The organism is Syntrophotalea carbinolica DSM 2380, from assembly GCF_000012885.1.
In the GTDB taxonomy this organism is placed as follows: Bacteria; Desulfobacterota; Desulfuromonadia; order Desulfuromonadales; family Syntrophotaleaceae; genus Syntrophotalea; species Syntrophotalea carbinolica.
The window spans coordinates 2,012,721-2,025,825 of the sequence record NC_007498.2 but is presented as its reverse complement, the minus strand read 5'-3'; the positions used below and the strand labels follow the sequence as shown (position 1 = coordinate 2,025,825).

Sequence of the window (13,105 nt, the reverse complement as noted above, 5' to 3'; positions counted from 1 at the left end):
GCATGAAGACCCATATTATCTTTTGACGGTAATCAAGGTCAACCGCTGATTGTCTGTTTTTAAAGGCGCAAGTAGCTGCATTAATGGCAGTACGCTTCGGTGACGTAACGGCGCATCATGACATGGGTGTTGAAATAGTACGCATTTTTACCGATGGCGTTTTTCATGATGCGTATCCAGCCGGAACGGTCCTGGTAGTACAGCGGTATGATGGTATTTTCCAGCTTGGCATAAAGGTCTTCGACATCCTCGTCCATATGGTTCTGGGAAATGGAGTTTCCGTTGGGTGCAGGGCCGATGGACCATCCGGTGACGCCTTCGATATGACCTTCGATCCACCAACCGTCCAGTACGCTGAAGTTGGGCACACCGTTGATCGCTGCCTTCATGCCGCTGGTTCCGGAAGCTTCCAGCGGGCGCATGGGCGTATTGAGCCACAAGTCGACGCCCGGTATCAGGCGCGAAGCCACATCCATGTTGTAATTAGGCAGGTAGACCATGCGGATACGATCCCCGTACTGACGGATGTTCTGCATCATGCGGTGGATGAGTTCCTTGCCCGGTTCGTCATGGGGGTGGGCTTTGCCGCCGAAAACCATTTGCAGTTTTCCTTCTCCCAGGCTCAGCAGGCGGTCCATGTCGCTGAATATCAGATCTCCGCGCTTATAGGTCGCGACACGTCTGGCAAACCCGATAGTCAGAATGTCCGGATCGAGTTCGACACCGCAGGTCTCGGCAATATATTGAAAAAGATAAGCCTTCGCACCGCAGTGGGTATCCCAGATTTCGTCGTCGGGGATACTGTCGACCCGTACCAGAAGCTCCGGTTCGGTTGCCCAGCTGGGCAGATAGCGGTTGTAAAGGTTGACAAAGTAGGGCGAGGTCCAGGTGAAGGGATGGATGCCGTTGGTGATGGCATGAATATGAAAGCCGGGGAACATGGCCTGGGAAACTTCCCCGTGTTTTTTGGCCACGCCGTTGACATACTGGCTGAGATTCATGGCCAGCAGAGTCATATTCAGGTGCTCCTGTCCTCCAAGATCCTTGAGCAAATCAAGGGGGATTTCGTGATCCAGGATGCGCTCGACCAGATCGTAGGGAAACTGGTCGTGGCCGGCCCGTACCGGGGTGTGTGTAGTGAAGACGCACTTGTTCGTGACCTCCTGAGTGTTCCAGGAGTTTCGTTCATCCCAGGTTTCTTCGAGGGGGCGGCGACCATGGGTAAGCAGCTCCAGGGTCAGCAGGCTGGCGTGGCCCTCGTTCATGTGATATTTGCGGATGTTGAAGCCGAGCTGGTTAAGGATGCGGGCGCCCCCGATGCCGAGAACGATTTCCTGTTTGAAGCGATAGGCCTGATCGCCGCCGTAGAGATGATCCGTTATCCGCCGGTCTTCAGCGGCGTTGCCGGGGATGTCAGTGTCGAGAAACAGAACCGGAACCTGCCCGCGCGACGGGCTGGTCACCCGATAAAGCCAGGCTTGTATCTTGACATCGCGTTCTTCGATGGTGATCAGCGTTTTTATGGGAAGGCACTCGAGCAGATTTTCCGGATGCCACTGGTTGGGACTTTCCTGCTGCCGGCCCTGATCGTCGATGGATTGAGAAAAATACCCCTTGCGGCTCAGTAGGGTGACCGCTACAAGGGGTATTTTTAAGTCCGCCGCGCTTTTAATGGTGTCGCCAGCAAGCACACCGAGCCCCCCGCTGTAGGTAGGGATCTCGGAGGTAAGGCCTATTTCCATGGAGAAATAGGCGATGCGTTGTTCCGGGAGAAATTTTTTCCAGTCACTCATAAAAAAGGCCTTAAGGATATGTTTCGGTCGATTATGCCGGTTCTAATTGAGTACTAGATTAATCGAAATCTCTCCCAGGTCAACTGATGAAACGCAGGATGGAGTATCCCCGTTTTCCGGCAGCTTCGAAACAAGGTCGCACCAGGCTGCACCGGCTGTTATATGTAATACATGAAGCGATGGTCGCTTTCGCGTTTGACCCCCATATCCTGACCGCGTTCGCACAGGGTTTGCAAAGTCAGGCTGTCCAAAAATGTATTGAGATGCTCGGTGGCTTCAAACCATACGGTTTGCGTCACGCACTGTCCATTCATGGTGCAGCATCCTTTGCCTTTCGGGGTTTCGCAGGCACAGGCCACCAGCAGAGTATCGCCTTCGGCAGCTTCGACGATCTGGCGAACGGTTATCTGGTCGGGCTTGCGGGTCAGAAAATATCCGCCTTGAGGCCCTTTTTTACTCTTGAGAATGCCGGCTTTTTTGAAACTCTGAAAGATCTGCTCCAGATAACGGGGAGAGATATCCTGACGACGGGAGATGTCTTTGATCTGTGCGGGCTGGTTCCCTGCGTTGTAGGCAATATCAAATAAGGCCCTCAGTCCATAACGGCTTTTGGTCGATAGTCTCACAGGTTTCCTCACAAAATAGCGGTTTTTTATGGTGTATTTTTAGAAAGATGAGCTGCTTTTATCTCAATAAAAGTACGCGGGGAAATTACCAACTTTATTGGGTAAAAAAGATGCGACGTTTTTCCGTTAAGCATGCGTCAGAATTACCACAATAAAAGATTTCCCGCAAGTTTTGTCAACAAATGGCCCGTACCGATGGCGTAGGATAGGGAAAAGTACCTTATTTGCCATGGTTTGAGAGGGTTTCCAGAGCATGAATCAGAGCCTGGATATCCTCATGTCGGGAAAAATAGCCGGGGCTGACCCTTACTGTGCCGCGGGGGAAAGTATTCAGGCTGCGATGGGTGTCGGGGGCGCAGTGCAGTCCGGCACGCACGCAGATGGCGTGTTCGTTGTCGAGCCAGAAAGCGATTTCCGCAGGATCCAGACCCGAGAGGTTGAAGGACAGGGCACCTGCCAGCAGGGAGATATCGGTGGGCCCGTAACGGCGAATGCCGGGCAGGGCGCTCAGTCCATCTGCGAGGTGCGCCATGAGTTCTTTTTTATGACGGCGCAGATTTACAAAACCAGTCTTTTCCAAAAAGTCGATTCCGGCTTTCAGTCCGGCCAGGGCCGGAAGGTTGGCGGTGCCGCTTTCCAGGCGTTCGGGCATGTGCTCCGGCGGTAGCGGCGAGCCCGAATCCGAACCGCTGCCGCCATACAGCAGGGGGGTAAGCTGCAGCCCCTCACGGACATACAGAAAACCGCAACCGGGTGGCCCCATGAGGTGTTTGTGTCCCGGCACCGCCAGCAGGTCGATGCCCATGTCTTCGACGTCGACAGGGATGTATCCGGCTGTCTGCGCCGCATCGACCAGCAGCGGGATGCCCAGGCTGCGGCACCACGGGCCGATCTCTTCTATGGGTTGGATAGCCCCGGTGACATTGGAAGCGTGGGTGAGGACCACCAGGCGGGTGGCTTTTGCATCGACCATGACCGCTTCGCGCACCGAGTCCGGATGCAGGCGGCCGTCGGCTCCCGGTGGAACTTTGACGACTTTCAGGCCGCGCGTCTGCAGAGCCTGGAGGGGGCACAGTACGGCATTGTGTTCCATGGTCGAGGTGACAACCCGGTCGCCGGGATTAAGCAGGCCGAACAGGGCCAGGTTCAAGGCTTCGGTGGCATTGCCGGTAAAAACCACACGGGAGGTGTCGCGAATGCCGAAAAACCCTGCCGCCGTGTCGCGGCATGCCATCAACAGCCGTCCTGCCTCCAGGGCCATGTGATGACTGCCGCGCCCCGGACTGCCGCCTCGATGTCGCAGGGCATCATCGACCGCCTGATAGACCGATGCGGGTTTGGGGAAGGATGTTGCGGCGTTATCGAGATAGATCGACATAGGGCAAACTCAGGCAACCTGCCAACGGTCCTGCTCCCTGCGGTAGATAGCTTTGGGGCGCAGCTCTTCCGCCTCAAGGGCTTTCTCAACGGCTTGACGCTGCACAGCCTCAAAGCGGATAGCCAGGGTACATCCCGTTGCCAGGCCTGCCGGTGCCGGCAGCAGACGCAGTTGGATATCGGCCTGTTTCAGGACTTTTTCCGCCTTGAGTACTTCGTGCCCCGTTTCAAACAAGGCCAGCAGATCCGTTTCGGATACGGCAGATAACATGGTTCGACTCCGTAATGCGGTTCCGTCTCGACTGAAATCCGGGATTCCGGATTTCAGTCCCTCGGTACGGCCAGCATGCGATCCAGCGAAAGCTTGGCGCGTTGACGAATATCTTCCGGCACGGTGACAACGGGGGCCAGGGTCTGCAAGGCTTCCAGCAGGTCTTCCAGGTTGATCAGCTTCATGTTGGGACAGATCAGCACCTCGGGGTTGGCCAGGATGAATTCCTTGTCCGGATTTTCCTTGCGCATACGGTAGAGGATGCCCATTTCCGTACCGATGATAAACTTTTTGCTCGGATGTGTAGCCACATATTCGTACATGCCGCTGGTCGAACAGATATGGTCGGCCAGTTCGAGGATCTCGGGCAGGCATTCGGGGTGCGCGACGAAGGGTGCGTCGGGGTGCTCCGCCTTGGCCTTCAACACCGCGTCGGCGCGGAGATTGTCATGGGTCGGGCAGAACCCCTCCCAGAAATGGAAAGTCTTTTCCGGGCAGTGGGAAGCGACATAGCGGCCCAGGTTGCGGTCCGGTGCAAAGATGATTTCGTCGGTCGGCAAAGACCGTACCACCCGCAAGGCATTGGCACTGGTGCAACATATATCCGTTTCAGCCTTGGTGGCGGCGGTGCTGTTGACGTAGGTGACGACCGTTGCCTTGGGGTGTCGACGTTTGAAATCGCGCAGCCCTTCAGCGGTAACCATGTCGGCCATGGGACACCCGGCATCCAGGCGCGGCAGCAGGACCTTTTTATTCGGTGCCAGAATGGCTGCGCTTTCCGCCATGAAATGGACCCCGCAAAAGACGATCATATCTTTGTCGGTTTGCGCTGCCTCCATGGACAGGGCCAGCGAATCACCGGTAATGTCGGCGATTTCCTGGATTTCGTCGCGCTGATAGTTGTGCGCCAGGATCAAGGCATTACGTTCCTGAGCCAGACGGCGGATTTCCTTTTTGAGTTTTTCCTGTGACATCAATACCTTCGTCCTCCGAAAAGAGTGGCTTGAGTGAAACGCTACGGTAATAATAATCCATAAAACAAGCAAATAAGTCAAGTATAAAGCCGGCAGGGACGACACGGTCGTCGGGAAGGAATATCGGCGTGTCCGATAAACAGCTCCGGGAACAGGGTGTGCCTGACGTTTTAGCGTCTTGCGCTTACCCGGACTGACCGGAGGCAGGATTTTCGGGCTGTCACGATGTCGTGATTCCCGGGACTGCGGGTTTCTTCACATTAAACATTTCACCCTGCAGACTGAAGAATGTTAATATGCCTCCGACAAGGTACGGATATTTGCTTTTGGAGTAGCGAAACACCATGCGAATCTTAATTGTAGAAGATCAGGAGGACATCCTTCAGAACATCGCAGATTATCTTCATCTGCACGGTTTTACGGTGGATTGCGCCCAAAACGGGCTCGGCGGTCTGCATTTAGCGGTCACGCTCGAATTCGACCTGATCATCCTCGATATCATGCTTCCCGGCATGGACGGTTTGACACTCTGTCGGAAACTTCGCAAGGAGGCGGGGGTGCAGACTCCGGTGATCTTTTTGACGGCGCGGGACAAGCTTGAGGACAAATTAGCCGGCTTCAAAGCCGGGTCGGACGACTATCTGGTCAAGCCTTTTTCTTTGCCGGAACTGCATGCTCGGGTGGAAGCGGTGCTGCGCCGCAGCCAGCCTGTTCAGAGCAACCGATTGCAGGTCGCCGATCTGGTTTTCGACCTGGATACCTTGGAGATCACCCGGCAGGGCAAGAGCCTCAGGCTTAATCCTATCGGCCTGAAACTGCTCGAAAAACTGATGAAATGCAGCCCCAATGTGGTCCGGCGCGAGACGCTCCAGGACATCTTGTGGGGTGACGATGTTCCCGATAGCGATAGCCTGCGAAGTCATATTCATTTACTGCGCCAGACCATCGACAAGCCCTTTGCCACGCCGCTGATCCATACGATTCACGGCATAGGCTATTGCCTTAAAGCAGAAGACCATGCAATTTAAGTCGAAACTGTCGCAGCGCATCATCCTTTCCGTCGTCCTGCTAACCACCATCGTGAGCGGCCTGTTCGCTATCGGCCTGACGGCCACGATTCACTATGTCGAAAAAAGTCTCGTCGCAAGCGAATTGCAGAAGGATTTTGCCCGGGTATTCGCAGATTACCGGAATGGCCTGGACTTGCGGCTGGATGAAGGGTCGGCATTTTTTCCGGCGGGGCCGACGCTGCCCGACTATCTGCGTTCCATTCCGACGGGCTACACGGAAGTTGTTCTGGGCGACCGTCATCGCGCTTATTACGTTTATCACCTCGTCGAGGGCAAAACTTCATACTTTCTGGTCAAAGACCAGACTTCTTTCGAAAAGGCGGAAATCCTCCTGCAAAGAGCGGTCCTGGGTGGGTTCGTCTTCTGTGTCCTGATTTCTTTTGTACTCGGTGTGTTTATGGTCAAGCAGGTCATCGCTCCGGTACGAAAACTGACGCGTCAGGTGGCCGGTCGGGAGACTTTTAAGGAACAGCCGCTTTCCCTTGCATCGGAGTATGCCAACGACGAGGTCGGGGCCCTGGCAAAAGCCTTCGATGCAACCTTCACCAGGCTGCAGCAGACCCTGCGCCGGGAAGTTCTTTTCACCAGTGATGTCAGTCATGAATTGCGCACGCCCCTCATGGTCATCCAGAGTGCCTGCGAGATCCTGGTCGCCAAAAGGGATCTGGATGACTACACCCGCCAGAGAATCGAATCGATCCGCCGGGCCGTGATGAAGATGGAGTCATTGGTCGAGGCGTTTTTAGCCCTTGCCCGCGGCGAAGACACTCCCTCGGAAACGGCTACGCTGGAGGCAATCGTGCAATCGGAACTGCCAACGTGGCAACAGTTGGCGGAACAGAAGAGAAACCGATTCCTTCTCCGGCAGGAAGTGGAAATCCCGGCGCCAAAGGGGATCGAATACCCGGCCGTTTTGCTGCGTACGGTTATCGATAACCTGATCCGCAATGCCGTCCACCACACCGCTGGAGGCGAAATCGTTCTGGTTTTGAAAGCCGACAGCTTTGAGCTTCGGGATACGGGATCGGGTATTGCCATAGATGAAATGACCAAGGTTTTCAAACCCTATTACCGCGGCACGGCATCTCACCGTGAAGGTCTCGGGCTGGGATTGTCGCTGGTACAGCGGATCTGCGAGAGAGAACATTGGTCGGTCGTCCTTGAGCAAAACCAGCCGCAAGGGTGCTGTTTCAGGGTAAATCTCGCATGATTTGCGTCTTTTGACGTTTTTTTGATCTTTTCTTCACCTTTCGAAGACATCCGAATCTCTAAGATGCCTGCATCTCAACTATTTGTGGAGTTGCAGGCATGCAAATTTTTCGCTCGGTTAAACTTCATCGCCCCTCGTTCAGCGCAACCTTCGTTGCGCTATCCGTCGCCCTGTTCATTGTCGCGATGGATAACCGCCTCTTCTGGCGCTCGTTCACCTCCAGACTGGGACTGGATACCTGGAGCCACTGGGCCTTCGTGGCCTCCGTGGGACTGGTTCTGGTGCTTCTACTCAACATCCTGATTTCTCTCTTCGCTTTCCGTCCGGTCTTCAAACCCTTCCTGGTGATTCTGCTACTGACCACGGCTGCCATCAGCTATTTCTCCGACACCTTTGGCGTGGTTATCGACAAATCGATGATTCATAATGTCTTTGAGACCGACGTCAACGAAGCCTTCGAACTTGTGACCTGGTCACTGTTCAACCATCTGCTGTGGTTTGGTGTCATCCCGGCCGTTCTGGTTGTCCTGACGCGCATCCGAACCCGCTCCTGTAAAAGAGAATTGCTGACCCGATGCGGGGTGATCCTCGGCAGTCTGGTCATTGTTCTGGGTCTTGGCATGACGCATTATAAGCAGTTCGTCCTTTTCGGTCGCCAGAACCGGGACCTTCGGATGTGCCTGAATCCTTCCTATTCGTTATATTCCCTGCAAAAAGTCATTCAAAAAAAATATTTCTCCCGGGACGAAGGACCATTGCGCGTGGTGGCGCCCGATGCGGTCAAAAGCCGAAACGGATCCAAGACGGTCGTGGTTCTGGCGCTTGGTGAAACTGCCCGGGCCCGGGAATTTTCTTTCAACGGCTACCAACGCGACACCAACCCGGAGCTTGCCGACCGGGATGTCGTTAATTTTTCCCAGGTCCAGGCATGCGGTACCTCCACCGCCGAATCTCTGCCCTGCATATTTTCCTCGCTTGAGCGGGAGGCATACAGCCGGGACAAAGCTGCCCGTCAGGAAAACCTGCTCGACATCCTCCAGCGGGTCGGGGTCACGGTCATATGGCGGGACAACAATTCGGGAAGTAAAGGAGTCGCCGATCGCATCGCCTACGAGGATCTGTCCCGGCAGTCCGACGCCGAGTTGTGCGAGGGCGGTAACTGCTTCGATGAAATCCTGCTGCACGATCTTGACCGGCGGCTTGCGGAAACCGCGGGGGACATGTTGATCGTGCTGCACATGAAAGGAAGTCACGGTCCCTCGTATTACAGGCGTACTCCGGCTGCCTTTAAGGTCTTTTTTCCCGAATGTAGCCTGGATAATATCCAAGAGTGCCCGCAGCAAACGATCGTCAACGCCTACGACAATACGATCGTTTATACCGATCATGTTTTGGCAAAACTTATCGATCTACTGCGATCTAAGAGTTTTCCTACGGCGATGCTTTATGTCTCCGATCACGGCGAATCGCTGGGAGAGGGAGGGGTATATCTGCATGGACTGCCCTACGCGTTGGCCCCCGCTGAGCAGAAGCAGATACCCATGATGTTCTGGGCCTCGGAAAATTTCATTAGCCGGAAATCCCTGGATATCGATGCTCTTAAAGCCCATAGTAAAACATCCTATAGCCATGACGTGATATTCCACAGTATTTTCGGGTTGTTCGATATCGATAGCGCAATCTATCGTCAAGACCTGGATATCTTCTCCGCTTGCCGTCCCCCCGGGCGACCGTTCGACAGAGGAAGGGCCGGATGAAAACACATGTCATCCCGTCAGTAATCACCATCCTGTATCTAATGTTTACTTGTAACAAGAATCGGTGGTACATATAGGGACCGCTGTGGCGGGGATTTCAGTCAGGTTACCGTCAGGCCTTGACTCTGATCTTTTAAAAACATATCTCCTGCAGTTTTCCGTCCGGCAACCGAGGGTGGAAGCTCTAGGCTTTCAGGAAGGTAGATTTTTTCTATGACCTATACCGAGCGTTCGCGGTTTCTAAACCACTATTTCCTGTTTTCCTATCTTGTCGTTTTGACGCTGGCTTCCGGTTATCTTTTCAAAGTCGATTTCGTCAATACGCGTACCTTTCTTTTCGCCGTCGGTACATACCTGAGTTACTGTGCCGTATACCTTTTGCCTGCTTTCCTGATTACCAGGTTGTGCCATGGCCTGTTTTGCCTGGGAGGGAAATCTTCGTTGGGCTGGAAAGCGGCGCAGGCGGTTGCGGTTCTGACCACCGGACTTACGGCCGTCTTCCTCTATGCGGATTTCTTTATCTTCCGCCTCTACCATTTTCATCTCAACGGCTTTGTCTGGAATCTGGTCAAGACTCCCGGCGGCATTGAGTCCCTGGGCGGGAATAACTCCTCGAACTTGACTTTTGGCCTCATCATCGCCGGATTCTTTGCCGTGCAGGCTTTCCTTCTGTGGCTGACGATAAAGCTCCGGAGCAATCGCCGCTCTGCGAAACCGAGGAAAATCTACCGCTTTATCGCCGCCTTTCTCCTTTTGCTCGCGCTTGGGGAGCGGGGCATCTACGGCGTCAGCCATCTGCAGGCCCATACGCCGGTACTGGCGGCGGCGAGCACCTTCCCCTTTTATCAGCCGACGACTTTTCGCTCTCTGGCAAAAAAACTGGGATACAAGGTTAAGCGCCAATCCAAATTGAAGATGGATCTCGATGCTTTGCAGCCTTCTTATCCCCTCAGGCCCATTGATGTGCAGAAGCCCGCGCGTCCTCTCAACATTGTCTGGCTGATGGCCGAGTCGTTACGGGCCGACATGCTCGATCCTGAGATTATGCCTGCAACCTGGAATTTCGCTCACCAGGCCCACCGTTTCAACCAGCATTACAGCGGCGGCAACGGCACCCGCATGGGGCTTTTTTCCGCCTTCTATGGTATTTACGGCCCCTATTGGTTCCCCTTTCTTGAAGCGCGGCGCTCACCGGTGATCATGGACGTGCTGCAGCAGCAGGGGTATCAGCTCGACCTGCACACCAGCGCTAAATTCAGCTATCCGGAGTTCGACAAGACGATTTTTGCCGGGGTTCCCGATCGCTTTATGCACGAAGTCGGCGACAAGCCCGGCTGGCAGCGTGACAGGGAGAATGTCGATCAGATCATCGAGTTTGTGAAAAACAGGGACAGGAACCGTCCCTTTATGACGTTCATGTTTTTTGAATCTCCCCACGCGCGCTACTATTTTCCCGAAGAATGTGCGATACGCAAACCTTATCTTGAGGATTTCAACTACGCGACCATGTCCGTGGATAAGGATATCGAGCTGATCAGGAATCGGTACATCAATTCCTGCAATCACCTCGATACCCAACTCGGGCGCCTGCTGGCTCTCCTGGAGCAAGAGCGCCTGCTTGAAGACACGATCGTGATTATCACCGGAGACCATGGTGAGGAATTCATGGAAAAAGGGTTTTGGGGACACAACTCCAAATTCACCGAGGAGCAGACAAGGGTTCCTCTGGTCCTCTGGATTCCCGGCACGGGTGCGAGCAAAACGGATCGGATGACAAGTCACCTGGATATCGTTGCCACGATTCTTCCGCTGCTCGGGGTGAAAAATCCAGCCGAAGACTACTCCCTTGGATACGATCTTTTAGGCACAAAACAGCGGGAGTTCTCCGTTATTGCCGACTGGAGCAGGATCTGTTACGTCGGATCGCAGTACAAGGCGAGTTTTCCGCTTAAGGCCGAGGGGTTGGCACGCAACAGCGTAACCCGCAAGGACGACGCATCGGTGGAGGAGGAGGGGGCGTTTGTCTCTACTCACCAGGATGTCATGTTGAGGTTGATGCAGGATCTTTCCCGGTTCCGTCGCAAATAACAGCCTGTAAGTCAAAAAACAGGGACATGGTCCACCGGTCTTGCCGAATTACCGGTTTTGCTGACAAAAAAAATCCCTCCGATCCTTTGCGGATCGGAGGGATTTTGCCTTAATGAACGGATTTTTCAGCAGGTGTAGTGAAGCTCTCGCTATTTAGAGGGTGGGGTTTTGATATTTCAGGCCCGGCGGTAACTTGGAGAGTCGCCGCGCCCTTTGCCGACCTGCCGGCCGATGGACTGGATGCGTCGATGCATACAGGAACGGCAATCGGCAGCGGTTTCATCGATACAGGCCTTGGCGGGATAAATCTCATAGAGGGCGCGGTATTTTTTGGGCGTCAGGTTGGGCATCACCACGTTGGCACCGCGGGACAGGCCGAGTTCCCTCCCGGTAGGGGTGTTGAGGGTCGCCAGGGCCGAGGTTGCCGGAATATTGGCCAGCGGCTGAATCAGCCGTGCCAGGGCCATGACCTTATAGGTCATCAGTTCGGTGTTGGGTACCTGATTTTCCGCAAGAAGGGTCGGTGTTTTGGCGTCGCTCCCCAAGAGCGTTTCGTGGTGGGGAATAAAAGGTCCCACGCCGATCATGTCAAGATCGAGTTCCCGGAACGTTTCGATATCTTTGGCCAGGTCTTCGTAGGTCTGGCCAGGAATCCCGACCATGACGCCGCTACCGGTTTCGTAACCGATTTTTTTAATGATTCGAAGCAGCTCTATCCGGTTCGGCTTGTGGCCGGGCAGGGCGGGGTGGATGCGACGATACAGTTCCGGATCCGATGTTTCAAAGCGCAGCAGATAGCGATCCGCACCGGCATCGCGCCAGGCGGTCAGATCCTCTGCGCTACGCTCTCCCAGGCTCAAGGTGACGGCCAGGGGTGTTTCTCTCTTGATGCGTTGAATAAGCTTGGTCATCCAATCGACGTCAAGGCCGTAGTCTTCTCCCGATTGGAGCACAAGAGTCCCGTAACCGTATGCAACGCCTTCTTCTACGCAGCACATGATTTCCTCTTCCGACATCCGGTAACGCGTCAGTTTGCTGTTGCCGGCACGCAGACCGCAGTAGTGACAATCCCGCGAACAGTGGTTCGAGAATTCAAGAAGTCCACGCAGATGGACGGCATCGCCGACCTGGGAGTGCCGTACATCGTTGGCTTTGTCCCAGAGTTCCGTCAGGGATCGTTCATCCTCGTTTTTAAGCCAGTATAGAATTTCCTCACGCGTCATGGTGTTTCCTTTCCGGGGTTTCCCGTCTGTTTTGCCATTGCTCGTAGTGGCTGCATGAACGGTATTGATGGGCGGGCCTGTCCTTCGTTTTGCATATGTAACGTTATAAAATTTTGGGGCGCCATCGGGATTCCTGGAGGGGCAGCTGCTATACTTGGAACAGTATCCGATGTTGCGCGGAAATTGGGATGCGCAAAACCCGACAAAAAATATAAACAAACATCTAGCAAACATGAAAAAATAAATCAATGATAAATAGGATAATTTCCGTAATAATTTTTGAAAAATGCGGGTTACGGATGGGACATGGCATGGGTGATGTGATAAAAAATCAAGTAAGTACAGGGGATTAAGACTTTTTTTGCGATTTGGCCAGTATGAAAAAAGTAGTTGACAAGGAATGTCGGGTAAATATATTTAAAAAGAAGACAGCATAGATGGGGAATTCGCAAGTCGGTGTTGGCCATGATTATGGGGAGAGGAGACGGATATGAAGGTATGTGTCAAGCTATTTGCTACATTTCGCAATGGTCGATTTAAAGAAAAACTTTGCGAATATGAAGCGGGAACCATGGTGTCCCAGGTCATCAAAGAATTGGATCTTCCTGAGGATCAGCTCGGGGCCGTGCTTATCAACGCACGACATGTGGAAGGTGATCAGGAGTTGAAAGATGGTGACAGCCTGTCCATCTTTCCCCTGGTGGGAGGAGGTTGAT

The 13,105-nt window shown here is 53.9% G+C and carries 11 protein-coding genes; 5 read left to right on the top strand and 6 right to left on the bottom strand.

The genetic code is table 11. The features are described 5' to 3' along the window. Positions 1-80 precede the first annotated feature (80 nt). From glgP to nadA, 5 genes are all read right to left on the bottom strand, one after another. On the bottom strand, positions 81-1,793 hold the full coding sequence (gene glgP, locus PCAR_RS09640; protein ID WP_011341465.1) for an alpha-glucan family phosphorylase: 1,713 nt from the start codon (positions 1,791-1,793) through the stop codon (positions 81-83). A 158-nt stretch (positions 1,794-1,951) separates the two neighbouring features. After that, the gene (locus PCAR_RS09635) at positions 1,952-2,419 is read right to left on the bottom strand and encodes an RrF2 family transcriptional regulator (protein WP_011341464.1); all 468 of its coding nucleotides are present in this window, start codon (positions 2,417-2,419) and stop codon (positions 1,952-1,954) included. A 220-nt stretch (positions 2,420-2,639) separates the two neighbouring features. Then, positions 2,640-3,797, bottom strand: coding sequence for a cysteine desulfurase (locus PCAR_RS09630; RefSeq protein ID WP_011341463.1), 1,158 nt, complete (start codon positions 3,795-3,797; stop codon positions 2,640-2,642). Positions 3,798-3,806: 9 nt separating this feature from the next. Next, a complete protein-coding gene (locus PCAR_RS09625; protein WP_011341462.1) occupies positions 3,807-4,067 on the bottom strand; it encodes a DUF3343 domain-containing protein in 261 nt (86 codons plus the stop codon). Positions 4,068-4,120: 53 nt separating this feature from the next. Further along, positions 4,121-5,041 (bottom strand): quinolinate synthase NadA, encoded by a 921-nt coding sequence (gene nadA / locus PCAR_RS09620; RefSeq protein ID WP_011341461.1) that lies wholly within the window; start codon positions 5,039-5,041, stop codon positions 4,121-4,123. Between the two features lie 344 nt (positions 5,042-5,385). Here nadA and PCAR_RS09615 point away from each other — a divergent pair, with 344 nt between their 5' ends. The 4 genes from PCAR_RS09615 to PCAR_RS09600 all read left to right on the top strand — a co-directional run bounded on the left by PCAR_RS09615 (position 5,386) and on the right by PCAR_RS09600 (position 11,166). Continuing rightward, positions 5,386-6,069 carry a response regulator transcription factor gene (locus tag PCAR_RS09615; protein WP_011341460.1) on the top strand — a complete coding sequence of 228 codons (684 nt, stop codon included), beginning with the start codon at positions 5,386-5,388 and terminating at the stop codon, positions 6,067-6,069. Next, positions 6,059-7,321 (top strand): sensor histidine kinase, encoded by a 1,263-nt coding sequence (locus tag PCAR_RS09610; RefSeq protein WP_011341459.1) that lies wholly within the window; start codon positions 6,059-6,061, stop codon positions 7,319-7,321. Before PCAR_RS09615 ends, PCAR_RS09610 begins: the two co-directional genes overlap by 11 nt. A gap of 98 nt (positions 7,322-7,419) precedes the next feature. After that, entirely contained in the window at positions 7,420-9,078 is a 1,659-nt protein-coding gene (locus PCAR_RS09605) for a phosphoethanolamine transferase (protein WP_011341458.1), read from the top strand. Between the two features lie 213 nt (positions 9,079-9,291). Next, positions 9,292-11,166, top strand: coding sequence for a sulfatase-like hydrolase/transferase (locus PCAR_RS09600; protein ID WP_011341457.1), 1,875 nt, complete (start codon positions 9,292-9,294; stop codon positions 11,164-11,166). A 176-nt stretch (positions 11,167-11,342) separates the two neighbouring features. On the opposite strand, the gene hydE is transcribed toward PCAR_RS09600, so the two are convergent. After that, entirely contained in the window at positions 11,343-12,389 is a 1,047-nt protein-coding gene (hydE, locus tag PCAR_RS09595; protein ID WP_011341456.1) for a [FeFe] hydrogenase H-cluster radical SAM maturase HydE, read from the bottom strand. Between the two features lie 490 nt (positions 12,390-12,879). Between hydE and PCAR_RS09590 the strand changes: the two genes are divergently transcribed. Next, entirely contained in the window at positions 12,880-13,104 is a 225-nt protein-coding gene (locus tag PCAR_RS09590; RefSeq protein ID WP_011341455.1) for a MoaD/ThiS family protein, read from the top strand. Position 13,105 lies beyond the last annotated feature (1 nt).

What these genes read in the sequence shown, in the direction of transcription:
- PCAR_RS09615 (WP_011341460.1), top strand. Translation starts at nt 5,386, where the DNA reads ATGCGAATCTTAATTGTAGAAGATCAGGAGGACATCCTTCAGAACATC.
- PCAR_RS09590 (WP_011341455.1), top strand. Translation starts at nt 12,880, where the DNA reads ATGAAGGTATGTGTCAAGCTATTTGCTACATTTCGCAATGGTCGATTT.
- nadA (WP_011341461.1), bottom strand. Translation starts at nt 5,041, where the DNA reads ATGTCACAGGAAAAACTCAAAAAGGAAATCCGCCGTCTGGCTCAGGAA.
- PCAR_RS09625 (WP_011341462.1), bottom strand. Translation starts at nt 4,067, where the DNA reads ATGTTATCTGCCGTATCCGAAACGGATCTGCTGGCCTTGTTTGAAACG.
- PCAR_RS09610 (WP_011341459.1), top strand. Translation starts at nt 6,059, where the DNA reads ATGCAATTTAAGTCGAAACTGTCGCAGCGCATCATCCTTTCCGTCGTC.
- PCAR_RS09630 (WP_011341463.1), bottom strand. Translation starts at nt 3,797, where the DNA reads ATGTCGATCTATCTCGATAACGCCGCAACATCCTTCCCCAAACCCGCA.
- hydE (WP_011341456.1), bottom strand. Translation starts at nt 12,389, where the DNA reads ATGACGCGTGAGGAAATTCTATACTGGCTTAAAAACGAGGATGAACGA.
- PCAR_RS09600 (WP_011341457.1), top strand. Translation starts at nt 9,292, where the DNA reads ATGACCTATACCGAGCGTTCGCGGTTTCTAAACCACTATTTCCTGTTT.
- glgP (WP_011341465.1), bottom strand. Translation starts at nt 1,793, where the DNA reads ATGAGTGACTGGAAAAAATTTCTCCCGGAACAACGCATCGCCTATTTC.
- PCAR_RS09605 (WP_011341458.1), top strand. Translation starts at nt 7,420, where the DNA reads ATGCAAATTTTTCGCTCGGTTAAACTTCATCGCCCCTCGTTCAGCGCA.